The organism is Martinezella tropici, from assembly GCF_003287875.1.
In the GTDB taxonomy this organism is placed as follows: domain Bacteria; phylum Pseudomonadota; class Alphaproteobacteria; order Rhizobiales; family Rhizobiaceae; genus Rhizobium; species Rhizobium tropici_C.
Genome location: NZ_QMKK01000022.1, coordinates 170,550 through 187,790 on the forward strand (window position 1 = coordinate 170,550; position 17,241 = coordinate 187,790).

The following is a 17,241-nucleotide window of genomic DNA, read 5'->3' on the forward strand; positions in this document are numbered from 1 at the left end:
GATGTCGCTCGTTGGTTGCCATGATCGGGCGCGAGCGATCGCCCAATTCATCGAAACTCAGGGGTCCGGTACGCAACCGTCGAAGCGCCCGGTTTCCCCCTCGGCTGGTCCGCTTCTGTCACGCAGTATCCCTGTGCGCGTCCGCACCCGATTGCCGCGCAGTCGCCAGCGCATCCAAATTTTCCGATTAAGCACCGCCGTCACCATCACCGTCCGTGATGGAACCGGAAGCGTTGAGATTGCCGTTGATGGTGACGTTACCGTTAATCGTCACGTCGCCGTTGATGGTCCAAGTACCAGCCGTAAAAGTGGCCGTCCGCGACGCGAAATCGAAGATCACCTCGCTATTCACCAGCTTGATGATGTTGCCGCTCATGTCATAGATGGCAGTCGCTCCGACCGGCAGATTGGCAGGTCGATGCGACGGATGTTCGCCGCCTATGACATAGGCCTGGTCGGGATCTCCGTTCGGTGAAAACAGAAGTGCCTTTGCGCCCTTGATGGGGCTGGAGGCGAAGCCATGCGGCTCAATACGATGGATGCGCGTGAAGGCGTCGTTATAGACACCTCGGCCGCTTACGAACTGCTGCCCCTTGCGCTCCAGGTTGGCGCCGTCGAGTTCGATACGAAAGCCGCTCATTGTTCCTCGAAGTCCACATCGTTGGCGAGCGGCGCCGAATAGACTTTCGCCGACTTTCCGCGCGGGTTTTCGCCGCCCAGCGCACGCGGATCGCAAAGCTCAAGATCGGCCGTGGTCCCGTCGTCGCCCTGATGTAGCGTCACGCCCTTGATCAGCATCAGGCCATCGATCCCGATCCATGGATCGGAAACCTGCACCAGCCAGTTGGGCGACCAGATCTTGCCAGCGCCATCGCGCCAGCCGGTGACCGTGATCGAGGCCGTCGTCCCGTTCCCCGCGCCGCGCTTGGAATGCCAGCCTGCGCGCTTCTTCATGCGATCCGTCGTCGTCTCGCCTTCATGGCGCAGAATCAACACTCGGCGGCGCGAGACACCCTTGTCCTTCGCCTTCGCTTCTGCCCGCAGCTGCTGCTTGTCGACGCCGTCACTCGACTGGCCACGGACCTTCACTTCGGAATAGCGATGGCGCCCCGTCAGGTGGGAACTCGCTTTCTCGACGTTCACACCAAAAATGAGACTGCCGCTGTGCGTGCCTTCCGGCTTCGTCGCGAGCTTAAGCTTTCCTTTCGGCGTGTCGTAGATCAGCACACCGCGCCCCCGGGCGCGACGCTCGACCGACTGGAACAGGCTCTCGCCGACGCGCAGCTTGTGCCGCGGCTCGATCGGCAGGCCGCCATCGTCCTCGATGCCAATGCCATTATCGTCGAGTTCTCGAGCAATATCCGCAAGGGACTTGTCCATGATCTCGCCGGTCTTATGATCGGCGGAGCACTCGACGGCGTCCACTGTGCGTGAAACGATGGATACAGACAGAGACCGGCTATCTGCATCATGCGACGGCTCGACATCACGGACATAACCCGTCAACACGAGATCGCCGGTCGCTGTGATCTTGGTCGGCTGATCCGGTACTACCGGAACACCATTACCAACCGGAACGACATCGATGGTTGCAGTCCGTGCGGCCTCTTCGGCCGACAGCTTTATCGTTATCTCCTTGTGAGGCGGCAGACCCTCAATGAGGACGGTTTCGAACATCGGCTATCTCAAGATGCCAAAGCATCAAATGCAGTGGGCATGACGAGCGGCGTCGCCGAACCGGCAATATCGACCAGGTCGACCGCGCGTGCGGCGTCGCCGTAGAGCTGATAGGCGAGCACGGTCGACGGAAGGGAAATGCCGGTCTGAACTCGAACGATCGGGACGGCATTCGCCGCAAGATCGGAAACAAGGCGGCAGGCAACCTCGACGATTGACGAAAGCCAGGAATAGAGATCGGCGCCATCGCCGCCCATGGCCGACGCGACCGCGAGACCGGCATCGCCGGCCGATGATATCCGCGTGCGAGCCTTGCGCGCCTGCGGCCGCGACTGCCAGTTCACCCGGCCGCCGGCCACTGAGAGGCCGAGGGAGACAAGGACTGCCATCGCATCGAATGTATCGCCAGAAGAAATCGTGTCCGGAATGATGATCATGTCGAAGCCGGTCGGGCTCGTGACGCTCTCGGCGATCACGCGCATAATGTCCAACGCCTCCGGAGCGAAAGCATCGGCACCCAGATCTGCCGCCGCCACGATGCGATCGGACGTCTCGGCGAGATCGTCCGCATCCGTGATGACAGCGGCGGAGAGGTCCGCCAGCCACGACAGGATCGTGTCTTTATTCGCAGCCATCGACAATACCTTTAGAACAAGCGGGCGAACGCTGATGCCGCAGCCGAGAAGCCGGACGCCACAACGGCCGAGACGTCTCCGATCGACAGAGCCGAGACCGGTAAAGCGCCATCCGGGATGAATGTCACATCGAAGCGGATGTAATAGATCCGATCCTTCTCGCGCGTGCGGCGAAAACCCTCCGCATAGGCCATCATGCCGCCATCCATCGGCATGATGAGCATGCCCGGCCCGGCCACGCTGCAGGCAGCCTGGATAGCCTTGGCCTTGATGTCTGCATCGTCGCCGACGAGATAACCGGTGACATCGAAGCTCTCGACGGCCTTGCCCATATCTTCTGGCAGAGTTACCTCCCCGCCAGCATATGTGTGTTTTGCAAGGCGACGACCGCCGCTCAGATCCTCGCCATCGATGAAGAACGGCACACCGCGAAAGCTCGCTGGCAGGAGCGTTTTTCTCCAGTCACGTACTGCCATCAGAAACCACCGCCTCCCCCTGTATTTCCACCAGGCGGCGCGCTCGCGAAGGTGTTGCTCTTTCCCGTATCGGCGTTAACGCGGCCGGCCATCTGACCAACCGCCCCGCCAGCCGACGACGCGTTCTGAACTTTGACGTTAATCGCATTTAGCCTGTTGGCGGCGTCTACAAGGGCCCGTGCCGCCTCAAGAATTGAGGCCGCGGCACTTTCACCGCCGCTCTTGATCGAGTCTCCGGCTTGTTTGCCACTGTCAACAACCACCTTGCCAGCCTCGTCCGCATTCTGTTTCAACGCGTCCGCTCCAACAGTCGGGAGATCATTCCCATAGAGCTTCGTCATCAACTCATTGACGCCTTGTTGAGGCGGAGCGGATAGCGGCTGGTTCTCACGCATCAAACGCCAACCCTGATGATATTCATCATACTGGTCGGCTAGGCTCATGCCTGGCGGCGACGGCGGCTTGGCCACAGTGGTAGCGACACTAGGCGGTGGGTAGTCTGTTTCTTGGCTGCCAAATTTCGGGCGAGAAGCTATCTCCGGCCCGATCTTGGGAAGCCGCTTAATCGTATATCCGTGGTCAATAGGCGGCGGCTGATAATTCTGCCTCCCCACTGACGCCTTGTTTTTCCCGCTGGCATAGCCCTCGCTCCATGTCTGCCGAGACTGTTCGGCATCCAGGTCTTCAGACACATCTCGTATTTCGCCGCGGCCGACACGCTGCAGCGATCGCTTATATTCTTTCAGCGCCGTATCGTTCAGAATGATCTTGTCGCGCCAGCCAGTTGCCGGATGCAGCTCCTTATATCGCTTGATATAATCCCGGCGCTGAGCATTGATTTCATCCGTCGTCATTCCGTCCATGCCGCGACGCTCGGCATCGAGATCGGAAATATAATCGTTGACACCCTTCACAGCGCCGGTGGCACCTGGAAGTATCAAATTCCCCAGACTGACTTCGATATTCTTGATGTTGTTTTGAAGCACGGCAATCTGCGAATTGAACAATTCCATTCGCTTTTCATAGACTTGGTCGACACTGTTCGATGCCTTAGCGGTTTCCTTGTGCGCAACATCAAGGTTGCGCAGCACCTCTTGAAGGCCGGCAACGAGACGCATGGTTTCGTCGGAAAAGCCTTGGCCAAGCAATGCACCAAGCGTGCTCGCGCGTTGCTGCGAAGTCATTTTGTCGAGCTGCTTGAGAAAGAACACCATCTTGTCGTTGCCCGACAATTTGGCGAACTCCTTTGTGTTTCCAACGATCTTCTCAAAGGCGCCTCCCGCCTTCTTCGACAAATTCTCCGGAGCCATCAGCGTGTTCGTCAGCGTGTTCATTGCACGCGCGGCAACTTCGGCCGGCATCTTCAGGTTCAGCATGGCGGCGCCATAGGCCGCGACCTCCTGGGGCGACATGCCAAAGTTCACACCGGACGCGCCGAAGCGATCGACGAAATCCTTGATGTCTCGCTCATCGGAAATGCCGCTATCAGCCAGATCGTTGATCAAGCTGGCATAATTCTTCATGTCCTGGCCGAACTTGATGCCCATCGAAGCATGGAAACCGGCAAAGGCATTCGCAGATTCTTCCGCGGTAACATCCCAAGCATCAGCAACCTTGAGAGAAAGCGAGGCAAACTCTTTCAGGTCGCTGAGCGGAATGCCCGCTGCGGCACCCCGTTCGAATGCTTTCGAGATCTCATCGAGGGATGTCGGCATCTTATGGCTGAGATCGACGATCTCATCGCGCATCGTCGCCATCTGCTCTGAAGAGGCACCGGCCTTCTTCTGGATATTGACGAGGCTTTCCTGAAAATTTGCCGACTCTTTGGTGACCTTGGCGAAGGCGTAGCCGATGGCCGCAACGCCGCCAACACGGGCACCCATTTCCATCAGCAATCCCGACGCCTTGGCCATGTTATCATGGTGCCTGGCCATCGCGCCGGCGGTCTTGTCGAAATCCTTGAAGCGCTTTCCGAACTCGCCAGCAGTCCTGTTGAATGCGGCGGCCTGCTTGTTGAACTGCCCGATCCGCTTCTCGATCTGCCCCATGCGGGTTGCAACGGAACGGAACGCCGGGCCAGTACTGTCCTTACCGTCGACCTCTAGTTCAGCCTTGATTTTGCGATTAGCCATGAATCAACGCCCTGCGCGTGAGATGATGAAGTCGAGCTCATGGACGTATCGCGGGTACAGGCGATCCTCTATGAGGCCTGCGATGACCTCCAGATAGACGTCCGGATTGTTCGTGATGGCATGCGCTGGATTGGGCCCAAACAACTCACGGATCTGCTCTTTCCGCGGATTTGAAAGCATGCTTGTCCCTGGAATGCGACGCAAGACACCGACATGACCGGATTTGAATGCTGCGATAAATGCGTGGCGATAGGAGCCCCGAAGATTGACGTAGACGCCGGATGCATCCTGCACGGCACCCAGTCGGCGCAACGGTATCCAGCCGGACTCGACGACGACTTTTGAGGTGTTGCCGCCAGCATTGAATGCGGCAGTCGTCAAAGATCCGATGACCTCCTTTGGCAACTTGACCTGTTTCGCGTTGCTGTCGACAATCGCTGTTCGTGCCATCTGCGTCATGCGGCGCATGGCGCGGCTCATCGCCTTGGTCTTGATCTCTCCGGGGAGGCGCTCGATCGCGCGTCGGACCTGGACCCAATCGCGATCATCGATGTGAAGCAAGCCGGTGGTCATGGTCTATTCCGCCTGATGCGGCTCAAGTGCTCGGCGTACCGCTCTCCCCAGTAGAGGATCCTTGGCGGCGTGGCATTTTCGACGACTTCTGGGTCGAAGCCGGCCTGGAAGATGAGCCAGTCCGCGACCTTTTCGATGCCGTCGAAATGCGAAAAAAATCACAGACGGCCCTTTCAAGCGCCATCGCATCCGGTGGCTCCAGCCCGGCTATATATTCATACCCAGGCTCGATAACGATCTGCTGCAGGTAGCCGTCGATGACCTCAGGATAGGTCACCTGGATCGGACCACTGGCAGTCATCTGGAATTCGAACGGCTTGCCGAGACCGTCCATGAAAATCTCTTTGTAGGTCGGAAGACGCAGTACGACCTCGTTGAAGGTCTTGTCATGCGCTTTGTATTTACGCGAAAGCGGGACTGGCGTCGTCATCAGCCATCGCTCCGGCTATACTTCTCGGCCGCGATGCTGATGCCCGTGACTTCGCCGGTCTGACGATTGCTCTGTGGATCACCGACCATGAAGGCGCTCGTGAAGTAATGCGTCACACCCGTGAAATCTTCAATGAACGTGATATTGAAGCGGGCTGACTGCATGAGCGCGTTGTAGTCAATGCCGCGGTCGGCAAAATTGAGCTCGACGCGTGCCGGTTGAACCGTGCCGGTCCGATCGACTGAACCATCCTGGTTGGTCACCGCCTCGGTTGAAAGCCGCGACGGATTTATATTGAGCGTTCCGCGCAGAGAAAACGTCGTGCCGGTGGAGAGGCGGACATTGATAATGCCGCCGAAATCCTTGCCTGCCATGATATATGTCTCCTTTCAGGGCGAGCCTCAGGCGGCGTTCGCGAACTGGCTGTATGCGGTGGCGAGACCCGCGAAGATGTCGAGCGGGTTGACGAAATCGAGCGGAAGCGAGACGTTGACACGGTTGGCGTTGTCGCTGTCACGCGTGACGACCATATTGGCAAGCGCGGCCGACGCGTTTTCGAGAACGCCCGACATCTGCTGGTAGCTATGGAACAGCGTTGCCTTGATGTCCTTGACGGTCACGATCGAGTCGAGGTTGTCTGGATTGTCGTCGGCAATCGCCTTGTTGGCATGCTGGGCCGCGAGATCTGCTCGGAATTTCTTCAGCGCATAAGTGAGCTGATAGATCTTCTGGATATCCCGGAACGTCGTATCCGGCGCACCATTGGTCGTCTGCTGCTGCGTGATGATCTTGTCAATCTGCACATTGCCGCTGCGATCTATGCTCCAGGTCGAAACACTGTTTTTGAGCATCGCGTCGCGCGTCGGATAGTCCATCCAGTAGTTGCGGTCACGCGGCGCGGAAATACCCTGCACCACAAGGCCGGTCTGGTTGCGCGAGACATCGCCGTTTGCACCGCCGCCCATCCATGGCGCGATGCGCGCCACGAAGCCGGAAACCCACAGATAATCCGGCTCGGCATTGCCGCCGGCCGAGAAGCGCGGGATCATCGTCAGGTGCCAGCTATCCTTGCCGAGCGCCTTCGTCACCAGGTTGGAAGACGTATCCGTCGCCGGATAGAAGGCGTGGCCATAGAGCTGCTTGGCGTAGGACCAGCGGCCGGATGTGGTGTTGAGGAAGGCATCCAGCAGCGTCAGGTTCGCGGTGTCGCCGAAGGCAGAGACGATCATCTCGAACGGGTCGTCATTCATGGCCGCGAGAACGTTGGCGACGCTCGGAACGCCGGCGCCAGGCACCGATGTCGCAACGGTCAGCAGGCCGTCGAAAGCGTTCACGGTATCGAGCACAGGAACGAAGAGATCGAGGCCGGTAGCGTAGGCGCCCTTATGCCGCGCCGTGATGGTGACGACATTGGTGGCAACCGTGGCCGTGAACGGCAGGGACATCTTGTTCAGGCGATTGTAATAACCGTTGATCGCAGCCGCGAGCGCGGCGGCAACCGCATTGGCCGTATCGCCGGCATTGATCTGCACAGAGACGCTTTCGCCGGCGATCTGCAGAATGCCCTGCCCGCCAGACGCCGGCACAGCGCCGATCGTGATCGTACGCTGCTCGGCCGTACCGGTATCGGCGACACGAGCAATCCAGATCTCTTGCGTCGGTGCGTTGAGCCGGGCAACCTGGAACATTGATTCGAGCATGGAACCGGCGCCGGCGAGGATGCGGGCATCCATCGACGAATTGCAGATCGCGAGATTGCCGGCATCGAGCGAGCCGGCATCAAGGCCATGGGCCAGGATGATCACCCGGTTTTCATTCTCGAAAGCGCCGCCGCTCGTCACGTCGAAGGTGAAGATCGGCGCCGTCAGGTTGGCAGGGATATTCGAGGTCATTGCTGCTCACCTCCGGTCTCGCCGCTCTGGCCTTTCTTGGTGCCAGCGGCTGGGGTTGCGGGTTTCAGGACGAGATCGCCTTCGAGCACGAGGCGGCGCTCGAAATTGTTGAGAGGGTCGACCGGGCGGCCATCCTCCGGCCACGGCACAGGAAGGCGCGCGCCGTCGCGCGGCACGTAAATGTCGTCAGGCATGACAGGCTCCGATGTCAGGGAGAGAGATCGTCGGGTCCGCTCTCGACGGGCCCGGTATTCACATGGATTTCCTTGAGCGCAGGCAGAGGCTCCGCCGCGAAATGTGCCGCGAGCGCGGCAAGCTTGCTCTTCGCATAGGACTCGTCGGGCAACGCGTCGTAGAGCGACTTGATCGGCTCAGGTAGACCACCGGCCGTCATGTCAAAGCAATCGTCGCGGATCTCGCAATGTATGGTGATCGTTACTCGATGCCAGCGCAACCCGAGCTCGGGCAGCGCATAGGTTTTGTATTGCGTGTCGGTGATCTGCCGCACGAGGTGCCGCCAGAGACCGCCGGCTTGGCTGCGCTCCAACGCCCGACGAACCTGTGCACAGAGCGCCGCGAGCACGAGCCTGGCGTCTGGATCGCCGCTCGCCATCGCATCGACGAATGTCACTCCGTTTTCCGTGGCGGTAACGGCAAGCTCGGCGACGATTTCGAGTACGGCTTCAGCTTCGGTATCCCAAGCAGCCGCATGCGGGCCGCGAAGCTTCACGCCGCTTTCTGGCGTATAGAGCGACAAAACCGGCGTATAGGCAGGGTGCGGCTCCGCCACTTCATCCGTCTCGTCGAGGTTTTCGAGAACATCGCCGTTCTGATAGAGATCTTCGAGCGGCATCGCTCGACTATCATAGACCCTGGGGCCAGCCAGGGTGGGAAATGGTCCATTTGGCTGCGACGCGGTCGGCAGCAGGATCTCGATTGCCGCGAGGCGAAGTGCTTCAGCTGCGAGCATCAGGCTTTCACCAACAAATAGGCCGGACGAACCGTGCCGTCGAGCAGGATGGCGGCTATGCGCCAGGTATCGGTACCAACGACAAAGAAATCGTCGCGTTTGGGCTTGTATGGCCACTCACCGGTATGGGCGGTCAGCACAGCGTCATAGGAGACGGTATCGCTGCGATTGCCCATATCGCTGGGATCTGGCGAAAGATGCCGCCAAACCTTCGTCGACGGCGGTCCAAGCTCCAGCGTACCCATGAAATCAAAAGGCTGCCGGCTGGGGTCATTCTGAGCCGCATGATTGACCGAGCGCCCGGAAGCCCGAGGCTGAAGCCGGCACGGCGTGATGTCGAAGACATCGGCGCAGACCGACTCCATGTTTCCGAGAGCACTCGCCCAATTCATCGCGATCAGGCCTTCCAATCAAATCGAGGATCGGCGGGGCGGCCAGAGACCGCCCCGCAAACATTAAGCCGCCTTGGCGCGCTGCAGCATTTCCGGGCGCGTGCAGATGAACAGCGGATAGCTGTAGTTTTCTACACGGTCCCATTCGTCACGGCCGGACGGATCGGACAGAAGCAAGCCGACGACCGGCTGGCCGCGCTTGTTCAAACCGGCCTTGAACTCGCTAGCCGGCGCCCAGCCGACCTGGAAGGCGCCGCGGGCGCCGACTGGGAAGAAGCGAGCCTTGTCCGAAGGGATGGCGATGGTGGAACCGTCATCGGTGCCGCGATAGTTGATGAAGGTAATGTTCTCGATCTCGATCGAGGAATAACCCTCGATATTTTCGAGCATCGGCGCGCGGTTGGTATTGACCTTCGTCTCCTTGATCTGCGGGTGATTGACCAGCAGATCGAAGAAGGTGTCGCCCGCCAAGCTAGCGATACTGGTCGAGGGATTCCATGCGCCTTTCGATGCCTTCTGCATGGCGCGCTGAAGGTCGCGACATTTCTTGCGGACATCGGTATTGGCATCGTCCAGTTCGAAATCGATCTCCGCCGGCTCGGCGATCCCCCACTCGCTGTACCAGTCGAAGAGGACAGTCGTACCGTCCGCATCGAGCACGCGGCCTTGAATCGCTCCGAAGCGCATGTGCTCCCACGTCAGCTCCATGTCGTCCATGATGAAGCCCTGACGCTCCGCCACTTCCTGCGTGATATCGCGGGTCTGCTGGTCGAAGGGGAGCGCCAAGGTTTCGGCGATCTCGGCCATATAAATGGTCGAACCCTTGGCGAGGCGCACGGCCTCGAAGGCGCGAACCTTTGCACCGCGCGGGATCAGCTCCTGTGGAGGCGCGCCTTTTTCCGAGGTCGGGATCAGGCTCAGGACACCACTGCGGTCGGCAACGGCGATCATGCGCGAGCGCGAATATATCGGCTCGAACAAGTTCATGGTGCCCAGCAGCTGCGGCTTGAAATCGACCTTCTCGACGACTTCCTCCTGGAACTCGACGACGCCGAAGGCATTCTGGTTGAAGATATCTACGACAAGTGCCATGGATCGCGCCCCTCCTTATCGGGCGATGATGCCCAGCGCAGCCAGGGAGGCGAGCGCGGCGGTTTTCTGGGGATCGGTGATGCCGGCCGGCCAGGTCAGCATGTCGGCCTGCACCTCGCTATCACGAGCCGTATAGGTGCGGCGAACGTCGGTCGCGGTCGCGTCGCAACCTTCATAGAGGATAGCGACGGCATGCTGGGAACCGTCGACCGCCGATGGGTTGAGCGGCTTCAACTTCTTGGTGCCGGGCGAAACGGTGATATCGAAGCCGTCGCCGCCGACGAAGGCCGTACCACCCGCTGTCGTGGTAAAGGCGAGATCGTTGGCGTTCGCCGCACCGTTCGCGCCGGAGCCGATCTCAAAACCATCGGGATCGACGAGCGTCCATGCGGTGGCCGAAGTGAAGCGCAGCTTGTAGACGCCAAGCTTGGCGCCTTCGAGCAGCGTCACGGCGCTGATGGTGCCATTGCCGGTATTGCCGCCACTCTTGGCAGCTGCGGTCGCCGTACCCAGCGCGACCTGGCCGAGCACCGTGCCTGCCTTCAACATGCCGGAGCCGGATACGACGACGCCGACTTCGCGAGAGCGATAGCCGTTGGCTTCGGAGACGATGTAGCTCGCCGTTGTGTGGCGATCGTCAGAAAGGATCTGAGTCATGATGCAGCCTCCTTACTTGCGGCGCTTGTTGGTGCGGTCGACGGCCTCGGCAAGGACAGCCTTGCCAGCGGCTTTCTTGTCGGCATCCTGGCCAGCTTCCGGCGCTGCCATGTTCGCAGCCGCCAGGCGGCGGGCGGCATAGCTACCCCACTGGCCGCCAGCATCAGCCTTCATCTCCGGCACATTGGCCTTGACGAAGGCGACGACCGTCTCGGCCGACATGTCAGCCGAGCCGACAGCCAGGTCGAGGGCGGCACCCATGCGCTTGCCATCGCCCTTGATACCATCGGCGCCGAGCGCAGCGGCGAAGCGATCGGTTGCAGTCTTCACGCCCTCGGCGTGACCTTCCTTGCGAGCCGCGGCAATGGCCTCGGCATGCCCGGCATCAGCATTGCCTGCGCCGGGCTTGTTCTGAGGGTCAGACATCTCTTCCTCTTTCAGTGAAACCGCCGACGGCGGCGTTGGAGATTGGGACGCGGATGCGCCCGGCACATTCCCATCAAGGGAATCGGTGATCGTTTCGGGCTGTACCGCAGCCCGAACGACATCAAGCAAGTTGCTCATGATCAGCTCCGGTTGACTTCCTTCACGAAGGCGGAAAACGCCTCGAGCGGATCGGCGATCGCATCGACGAGACCGAGCGAGAGAGCGTCGGCGGCGTCGAATGCATCCGCCTCGGTTGCCAGCGCTCTCGCCTTCGTGATCCGCTTGCTGCGCCCGCGCGCGACAGTGTCGGCGAAATCCTCGCGCATAGCCTCGACCTGCGCCTGCCATCGATCAGCGAGATCGGAAGGCAGCGGTTCGTAGGGATTGCCCTCAGCCTTCTTCTTGCCGGCGCGAATGATCGTGACCTTGACGCCGTCCTGCAGGAGCGCCTCGCTGTAGTCGGCATGCATCATAATGACGCCGATGCTGCCAGCGCCGCCGTATTTGGGCATGACGATCTGGCGAGCAGGGCTTGCCGTGAGATAGCCGGCGGAATAGGCGAAGTCGGTCAGAATCGCCATGGTCGGCATCTCGCGCGACATCGCAGCGATGGCAGCGGCGGTCTCGAAAGCGCCGTTGACCTCTCCACCATAGGAGTCGATCTCCAGCACTGCGCCCTTTATCTTGCCGGCTGCCTTCGCCTGGCGGACCGCCGCGATCTGAGTCTGTATTCCCTGGTAGGACGTTTCACCGGACGATGAGCCGATCCACGCGCCCTTATGGACAAGCGTGCCTTCGACAGGGATAAGTGCGACATTCTGAAATACATCGAATGCCGCGTATCCACGGCGATCGAGAAAGCGTCCAAGCGGCTCCCCAAGCTTGCCCGCAAGCGGTCGCCCGTTTTCGAACGCCGTATGCTGGACACCACCAGAACCGTTCGTGACAATGACTTCCGACCCGGTAATCCTAGCGCCGAGAGCGCGTACAAAGGTCTCAGCCTTGCGCTCATCGTAGAGCAAAGGCGTCCCGAAAATCCGCTGCGAAATGTGTGCAAATGCAAAACTCATAGTCAGCAGCCCCAGCGAATCCCTTTGGCGAACCGCGTGCGCGGCTTGCCGTTCTTCTTGGCGCACTCATTCTGAAGTCGGTTCAGCTCAGCATCGAGATCTTCCATGCTGCTACTCGCCACCTGAAGCCGCCGCTGCCCGACCGGAGAGCGGATCTCGGTCTCCTGAACCTGTTCGCCAGACAGGCGTTTCAGCTTCACTGCATAGAGTGCCTGCCAAAGCGCACAGGGATCTTCCATGTCGACGATGGCGCCGTTGATATTGACCGTAACCATCAGGCGGATGTCCCTTGAGATTTCGGCTGCTCGTCCTGGATCACCGGGTCGCTCGGCATGCCGCGCTCGAACGGCGATGGCAACCCGGCAGCGATGTAGCGATCGTGCTCAAGCTTCCGCTGCTCGAAGACTTCATCCGGATCGAGACCCAGTTCGGCGCATTCATGAGCCAGGGTCGTCGTGCCGTTGATGATCCGCTCGCTCGAAGCCTTGGCCGATTTCTGATCGTCCGCGGTTGGCTTCGCCGGCCCCTGCCACAGCGCCCAGCAGACACGATCGCGATTGGCGGCGAACGCCTCATAACCACCCTTGAATGGAATGCTGCCGGTGAAGATCTGCTCGTCGAGCCAGTTTTCATAAGCCATCTGATAGTGCGGCGCTGCGATGCGCTCGCGTCGGCGTAAGACGACGGGCCAGAGCGACGAAGTTTCCATGCGCACCGAAGAGTAGGTGGCATTGGTATAGTTCATTGTCAGCCCGCCAAAGGTAATACCCATGGCGCGCGCCGTGTCGCGCGAGAGGCTGTCGGAAAACGGCAGATATTCACCGCCGGGTGTGCTCGCTTTCTTGAAATTTAAATCCTCGCCCGGCGCCAGGTGCGACACTGTCGGATCGGCGCTGACATTGATGCGGCTCTCCAGAGCGCGATCCATCCGCGCCTTGAGATACTGGGCGAAATCATCGACGAAGGCGCTCGCATTGGCTGGCGAAGCATCCTTCAGAACCTCAAGCGCTTCGAATGCATCGGCGCTCGGCGCCTCGCTTGTCAGCGTGACCGCATAAAGCGTCTGCAGGATGAAGGTCTGCAGCGTGGCGTCATCGAGCATCTCGTGCTGGATATAGCGACGGAAGGTCGGCGCCAGCAGGGAGATGCCGCGGACATCGGTCGCGTCCATCGGGTCGAAGATATGCTCGACGAGCTGCTGACCGAAGGTGTCGTACGCAGGCTTGTCCTCGGTAACGAACATTCCATTCTTGCGATAACGAAAGCGATAGGCCGTCGCGCGTCCGTTCTCGTCATGGAAAACGCCCTGATACAGCCCCAGGGCTTCCTGCGTGTCACGCACCAACCTTGTCGGCGGGACCATCAGCATTTTCGTGCTGGTGCTCAGACCGTAGCGCGCCTGATCGGCATCGCTCAGATGAGTGACCATTGGCAGGCTTTCGCCAAATGCGATCCAGTAACGGATACCGACATCCGCCTGCTGCGGCACGGTCAGCTTGCCACGGACATCGCATTCTCTCCTGTTCCAGGCCCACTGCTTCCAGTCGGTTTTAACCAGTGTGATAAAATCGCGCCGCTCAGCATCATTGTATCCGAGCCGGGTCAAATCCGGCTGCGGGTTAAGCGTCAATTCCGTACCAACCGTGTCGGCAATAATCTGATCGCAAGCACCCTTCAGCCGACCCGAGTTCTGGATCATGTCCATGGCAAGGGCAGCGGTGCGATCCCAGACACGACGGATCTCGTCACGATGCTCCCTAAGGACCGCCGGGCGGGATGCGATCACGCCGGAGCGCGTATCGCGAAGATAACCCTGTGCCTTCGGGGGAGCCAACGTATCCAAAGAGAATGCAAAGGCTTTGCGAGTTTTTGCCAAGATTGAACCGATCAATTGCGAGTTTGCCATCTGTTCGGTTTCTCTGCTGGTTTGCTCTGCGGCCTGGTTGCCGATGTCTCCGCCGGGCTGGACGTGGGCACGAGCCGAGCGAATAAGCCGTCTTCGAAATCGAGCTGCGCTTCCTGAGGTGCAGTTTCCCGTTCCGCCTCGAGCCTATCCCAGATGACATCAGGTAGATCGCGGATGCCGTAGAGGATCGCGGCGACCTCCGCCTGGTTCATCGTGTCCAACATTTCGTTGGCCTGGGTCTTTTCCTTTTCCCACTTGTATTCCGTGAAGCCGTCCTTTCGCTTCTTCGGAACACGTCGCTCGGCCGTGAGCTGCTGGTAGTAATCGTCTTCAAGACCGGTCGGGAAAGCAACGAAGCCACGTTCGAGCGGATCCTGCTTAGCGACATTGCGGTAGAGCGCCATTTTGAGGACACTTGCATTGAAGTTATAAAACCGCTTGGCGTATTTCAGCAGCTTGCCGGTCTTGTGGTTACGTTCCTTCTTGACGCGTTGCGTCAGTGGAGCGCTGTCCGTGTTGCTGCCGCGAACCATGACTAGGCGCGCCGCAGGATGGCGTTTAGCCCATTCCCACACATCTTCCGTATAGGCGTTGCCGTCGATCGCCACCTTGTCCGCGGCAAGCTTCTGTCCGTAGCTGTTCGGCCAGGTCTGCTGCAGCATCGCATCGAGGCGCTCCTGACAGGCCTTGTCCGAAATATGGCCGGGGATGCGGCCGCAATCGATGACGGCGCGTCGAAGATCTCTGCCCCATGCAATCGTCTGCCACTCGACACGATCGTCCTGGCAGTCGATCCCGATCGTAAGAATGAAGAAGCCAGCCGGGATTCGACCCTTGGCATAGTCGGAATTCGCCCCGCGGTCACGAAGCGTTTCCCAGGGAGGCGCTTCGCCAGAGGTGACATAGGCCTTGCCAACCGTATCATTGAGGAACGTCTGTTCGGACGCTGGATCGCCACGGGCTCCAAGCCATTCACGAGCGATACGCTCCCAGGACTGCAGAACCGAGTAGGCCGACCAGATGTAGAACGATCGATGGTGGCGCTTGGCTTTCGGGTTATGCGCTCGGAACTCCAGCCGCCGCGTCATCTGCGGGCGATGATATTCCTCGATAAGTCCGCCGCACTCGATGCAAGAGAAATGCGCGTCTTCCGGCTTCTCCTCGTCGAGGTTCGCCAGCATGTTTTCCCATTCTAGCACCTGGAAATGGTCGCAATGCGGGCACGGCACATAGGGATATTCCTGACTACCATCCTCGAAGTTCCGGGTGATCCTGCACCCGGGCATGACGAGTGGGGTCGATATCTTCAGGATCTTGGCGAATTCGTGAGCACGCGACCGGCTATCGGCCTGCGTCTCCGGATCGCCACCGGCATTGATTTCCCACTTCGACAGGTCGTCTTGAACCTGCCGCTTCATCGTCACCTGGGAAAGTGACGCCGGCGAATTGGCGCCGGAGATCTGGATCGCGCCTCGGCCGTCGATGCGCTCCTTGTAGAGGACGCTATCGAGACCATCCCGGTTCTTCATCGGGAATAGCTTCGACAATGCCGTCGTGTTGCGCAGCATCGGCGCAAGCTTCATCTTCGACCAGCGCTGGGCGTTATTCTCTGTCGGGTGGACGTAGAGAAAATCGCCTGGGTCCATTTCGATGGACCCACAGGTGAAGATGTTGGCGACGACCGTCTTGCCGATCTGCGCCGAGGCTCGGACCGAAACGATGCGGCAAGGATCATCCGGCGAAAGCGCCCTCAGAACCTCGTCGAAATAAGGGAAGAGATCCCGATTGTAGGGCCCCGGAAACTGGCTCTCTCTCTCCGAGAAAACGATGTTGTCCTCGGCCCAGGCGAGATAGTTGACCTCAGGTGGCGGCTCCAGGATCTCCGCCATGACGTCGTAACTGATACGCCTTGCGTTGGCGGTCTCGACGATGACGGACGTCATATCAGTTCAGGCTCTCGATATCGTCCGCCGCTAGCTCGGTTTCTACCGTCTCAGCAAGCTGAACGGCCTGCTTCCGCATATGTTCGGCCGCTTTCACGCGGACATCGCGAAACTTCCTGCGCAGGAGATGCAGGATATCGCGCTGCGGCAGCTTGTATTCGGCAGACATTTCCGAGGCGAAATCGGTCAATGCCCCTTCGAATACCTGCAACATCGTCACGGCAATCTTCGCGCGCTCTGCCCGTGACGCTTCCGCCTCAACCAGCTGCCCGCGCTGCTGCGCTTCCGCGATCGCGCCGTTTCGGTTGATGCGACGGAGTTGCTCAAGCTTGGCCTGCTTGATGTCGCTGTCGATGCTCGGAACCGGCGGCGGCAAGTCGGTTCCCGATCCGCGCGCCCCTGTCGGCCTTTCGAAGGGAAGATCCGGGTCGAGCCGTGTGTCGATCCCGTTCCCCATGCGCTGCGAAATATCGAGAGCGCCGCGCAGATCAGCCTTCGCGCGCTCGACATCGATTTTCGCATTGCGGCCGATCCCGACCAAAGCGGCCTGCGTGATCTTGCCCGCCGCGATGTACTGACTGACACGCCCCGGAGTAACTCCGATGATGGCGGCGAACTCACCTTTCGAAACCGCGCCTTCCATCTCGATCTTTACCGCGTTCTTTAGCTCTTTAGCCGTTCTTTAGAAGTTTAGGCTTCGATTTTAGTGTCAGACTGGGCACCCCGCGGGGTCCTCCGGGCCCGCAGGCGGGCAAAACGGGGGTACGGTCCCTTGCCCCAGGGGGTGGGGTGGGGGTCGGCCGGGGCGTGAAACATCGTGTTTCACGGGGCTGGCGCCCTCACCTTTGCGGCCCATGCCCGAGCTGCTGGCAAAGGAAAAGGCGACCCGAGGGCCGCCTGTCATCTGGAACTTATAGCTATCGCACTGACCCTGACTCGGTCGCCTCATCGGGCGGCATTCAGGGCTGGG

General features: G+C 59.9%; 20 protein-coding genes. All 20 read right to left on the reverse strand.

Annotated features, from left to right (window positions below):
- Nucleotides 1-187: 187 nt before the first annotated feature.
- A complete protein-coding gene (locus tag DQ393_RS05995; protein WP_112340881.1) occupies nt 188-640 on the reverse strand; it encodes a phage baseplate assembly protein domain-containing protein in 453 nt (150 codons plus the stop codon).
- On the reverse strand, nt 637-1,677 hold the full coding sequence (locus DQ393_RS06000) for a phage baseplate assembly protein (RefSeq protein WP_112340882.1): 1,041 nt from the start codon (nt 1,675-1,677) through the stop codon (nt 637-639). The genes DQ393_RS05995 and DQ393_RS06000 overlap by 4 nt, the downstream gene beginning before the upstream one ends.
- 8 nt (nt 1,678-1,685) lie before the next feature.
- Nucleotides 1,686-2,312, reverse strand: a complete 627-nt coding sequence (locus tag DQ393_RS06005; protein ID WP_112340883.1) for a hypothetical protein — start codon at nt 2,310-2,312, stop codon at nt 1,686-1,688.
- An 11-nt stretch (nt 2,313-2,323) separates the two neighbouring features.
- A complete protein-coding gene (locus DQ393_RS06010; protein ID WP_112340884.1) occupies nt 2,324-2,788 on the reverse strand; it encodes a DNA circularization N-terminal domain-containing protein in 465 nt (154 codons plus the stop codon).
- Nucleotides 2,788-4,920 (reverse strand): phage tail tape measure protein, encoded by a 2,133-nt coding sequence (locus DQ393_RS06015; RefSeq protein WP_112340885.1) that lies wholly within the window; start codon nt 4,918-4,920, stop codon nt 2,788-2,790. Before DQ393_RS06015 ends, DQ393_RS06010 begins: the two co-directional genes overlap by 1 nt.
- 3 nt (nt 4,921-4,923) lie before the next feature.
- The gene (locus DQ393_RS06020) at nt 4,924-5,493 is read right to left on the reverse strand and encodes a hypothetical protein (protein WP_112340886.1); all 570 of its coding nucleotides are present in this window, start codon (nt 5,491-5,493) and stop codon (nt 4,924-4,926) included.
- Nucleotides 5,494-5,515: 22 nt separating this feature from the next.
- Entirely contained in the window at nt 5,516-5,923 is a 408-nt protein-coding gene (locus tag DQ393_RS06025; RefSeq protein ID WP_112340887.1) for a hypothetical protein, read from the reverse strand.
- Nucleotides 5,923-6,297 (reverse strand): phage tail tube protein, encoded by a 375-nt coding sequence (locus DQ393_RS06030; protein ID WP_112340888.1) that lies wholly within the window; start codon nt 6,295-6,297, stop codon nt 5,923-5,925. The genes DQ393_RS06025 and DQ393_RS06030 overlap by 1 nt, the downstream gene beginning before the upstream one ends.
- Nucleotides 6,298-6,324: 27 nt before the next feature.
- The gene (locus DQ393_RS06035; protein WP_112340889.1) at nt 6,325-7,815 is read right to left on the reverse strand and encodes a hypothetical protein; all 1,491 of its coding nucleotides are present in this window, start codon (nt 7,813-7,815) and stop codon (nt 6,325-6,327) included.
- Entirely contained in the window at nt 7,812-8,009 is a 198-nt protein-coding gene (locus DQ393_RS06040) for a hypothetical protein (RefSeq protein WP_112340890.1), read from the reverse strand. The genes DQ393_RS06035 and DQ393_RS06040 overlap by 4 nt, the downstream gene beginning before the upstream one ends.
- Nucleotides 8,010-8,023: 14 nt before the next feature.
- A complete protein-coding gene (locus DQ393_RS06045; RefSeq protein ID WP_112340891.1) occupies nt 8,024-8,785 on the reverse strand; it encodes a hypothetical protein in 762 nt (253 codons plus the stop codon).
- A complete protein-coding gene (locus DQ393_RS06050; RefSeq protein ID WP_146758961.1) occupies nt 8,785-9,177 on the reverse strand; it encodes a hypothetical protein in 393 nt (130 codons plus the stop codon). The genes DQ393_RS06045 and DQ393_RS06050 overlap by 1 nt, the downstream gene beginning before the upstream one ends.
- A 63-nt stretch (nt 9,178-9,240) precedes the next feature.
- Nucleotides 9,241-10,269, reverse strand: coding sequence for a major capsid protein (locus DQ393_RS06055; protein ID WP_112340893.1), 1,029 nt, complete (start codon nt 10,267-10,269; stop codon nt 9,241-9,243).
- Between the two features lie 15 nt (nt 10,270-10,284).
- Nucleotides 10,285-10,926: a head decoration protein gene (locus DQ393_RS06060; RefSeq protein ID WP_112340894.1), complete on the reverse strand. Its 642-nt coding sequence runs from the start codon at nt 10,924-10,926 to the stop codon at nt 10,285-10,287.
- A gap of 12 nt (nt 10,927-10,938) precedes the next feature.
- Complete coding sequence (locus DQ393_RS06065; protein ID WP_112340895.1) at nt 10,939-11,490, reverse strand: hypothetical protein; 552 nt, start codon at nt 11,488-11,490, stop codon at nt 10,939-10,941.
- A 2-nt stretch (nt 11,491-11,492) separates the two neighbouring features.
- The gene (locus tag DQ393_RS06070; protein WP_112340896.1) at nt 11,493-12,422 is read right to left on the reverse strand and encodes a S49 family peptidase; all 930 of its coding nucleotides are present in this window, start codon (nt 12,420-12,422) and stop codon (nt 11,493-11,495) included.
- A gap of 2 nt (nt 12,423-12,424) precedes the next feature.
- Entirely contained in the window at nt 12,425-12,697 is a 273-nt protein-coding gene (locus tag DQ393_RS06075) for a hypothetical protein (RefSeq protein ID WP_112340897.1), read from the reverse strand.
- The gene (locus DQ393_RS06080) at nt 12,697-14,256 is read right to left on the reverse strand and encodes a phage portal protein (protein WP_181592291.1); all 1,560 of its coding nucleotides are present in this window, start codon (nt 14,254-14,256) and stop codon (nt 12,697-12,699) included. Before DQ393_RS06080 ends, DQ393_RS06075 begins: the two co-directional genes overlap by 1 nt.
- Nucleotides 14,257-14,309: 53 nt before the next feature.
- Entirely contained in the window at nt 14,310-16,271 is a 1,962-nt protein-coding gene (locus DQ393_RS06085) for a phage terminase large subunit family protein (protein WP_112340899.1), read from the reverse strand.
- Nucleotide 16,272: 1 nt separating this feature from the next.
- Nucleotides 16,273-16,914, reverse strand: coding sequence for a hypothetical protein (locus DQ393_RS06090; protein WP_112340900.1), 642 nt, complete (start codon nt 16,912-16,914; stop codon nt 16,273-16,275).
- Between the last annotated feature and the right edge of the window lie 327 nt (nt 16,915-17,241).

Excerpts from the sequence above, each read along its gene's own strand:
- DQ393_RS06050 (WP_146758961.1), bottom strand. The coding sequence starts at position 9,177 with ATGAATTGGGCGAGTGCTCTCGGAAACATGGAGTCGGTCTGCGCCGAT.
- DQ393_RS06040 (WP_112340890.1), bottom strand. The coding sequence starts at position 8,009 with ATGCCTGACGACATTTACGTGCCGCGCGACGGCGCGCGCCTTCCTGTG.
- DQ393_RS06070 (WP_112340896.1), bottom strand. The coding sequence starts at position 12,422 with ATGAGTTTTGCATTTGCACACATTTCGCAGCGGATTTTCGGGACGCCT.
- DQ393_RS06055 (WP_112340893.1), bottom strand. The coding sequence starts at position 10,269 with ATGGCACTTGTCGTAGATATCTTCAACCAGAATGCCTTCGGCGTCGTC.
- DQ393_RS06035 (WP_112340889.1), bottom strand. The coding sequence starts at position 7,815 with ATGACCTCGAATATCCCTGCCAACCTGACGGCGCCGATCTTCACCTTC.
- DQ393_RS06005 (WP_112340883.1), bottom strand. The coding sequence starts at position 2,312 with ATGGCTGCGAATAAAGACACGATCCTGTCGTGGCTGGCGGACCTCTCC.
- DQ393_RS06045 (WP_112340891.1), bottom strand. The coding sequence starts at position 8,785 with ATGCTCGCAGCTGAAGCACTTCGCCTCGCGGCAATCGAGATCCTGCTG.
- DQ393_RS06010 (WP_112340884.1), bottom strand. The coding sequence starts at position 2,788 with ATGGCAGTACGTGACTGGAGAAAAACGCTCCTGCCAGCGAGCTTTCGC.
- DQ393_RS06020 (WP_112340886.1), bottom strand. The coding sequence starts at position 5,493 with ATGACCACCGGCTTGCTTCACATCGATGATCGCGATTGGGTCCAGGTC.
- DQ393_RS06075 (WP_112340897.1), bottom strand. The coding sequence starts at position 12,697 with ATGGTTACGGTCAATATCAACGGCGCCATCGTCGACATGGAAGATCCC.
- DQ393_RS06030 (WP_112340888.1), bottom strand. The coding sequence starts at position 6,297 with ATGGCAGGCAAGGATTTCGGCGGCATTATCAATGTCCGCCTCTCCACC.
- DQ393_RS06090 (WP_112340900.1), bottom strand. The coding sequence starts at position 16,914 with ATGGAAGGCGCGGTTTCGAAAGGTGAGTTCGCCGCCATCATCGGAGTT.
- DQ393_RS06015 (WP_112340885.1), bottom strand. The coding sequence starts at position 4,920 with ATGGCTAATCGCAAAATCAAGGCTGAACTAGAGGTCGACGGTAAGGAC.
- DQ393_RS06065 (WP_112340895.1), bottom strand. The coding sequence starts at position 11,490 with ATGAGCAACTTGCTTGATGTCGTTCGGGCTGCGGTACAGCCCGAAACG.
- DQ393_RS06085 (WP_112340899.1), bottom strand. The coding sequence starts at position 16,271 with ATGACGTCCGTCATCGTCGAGACCGCCAACGCAAGGCGTATCAGTTAC.
- DQ393_RS06025 (WP_112340887.1), bottom strand. The coding sequence starts at position 5,923 with ATGACGACGCCAGTCCCGCTTTCGCGTAAATACAAAGCGCATGACAAG.
- DQ393_RS05995 (WP_112340881.1), bottom strand. The coding sequence starts at position 640 with ATGAGCGGCTTTCGTATCGAACTCGACGGCGCCAACCTGGAGCGCAAG.
- DQ393_RS06060 (WP_112340894.1), bottom strand. The coding sequence starts at position 10,926 with ATGACTCAGATCCTTTCTGACGATCGCCACACAACGGCGAGCTACATC.
- DQ393_RS06000 (WP_112340882.1), bottom strand. The coding sequence starts at position 1,677 with ATGTTCGAAACCGTCCTCATTGAGGGTCTGCCGCCTCACAAGGAGATA.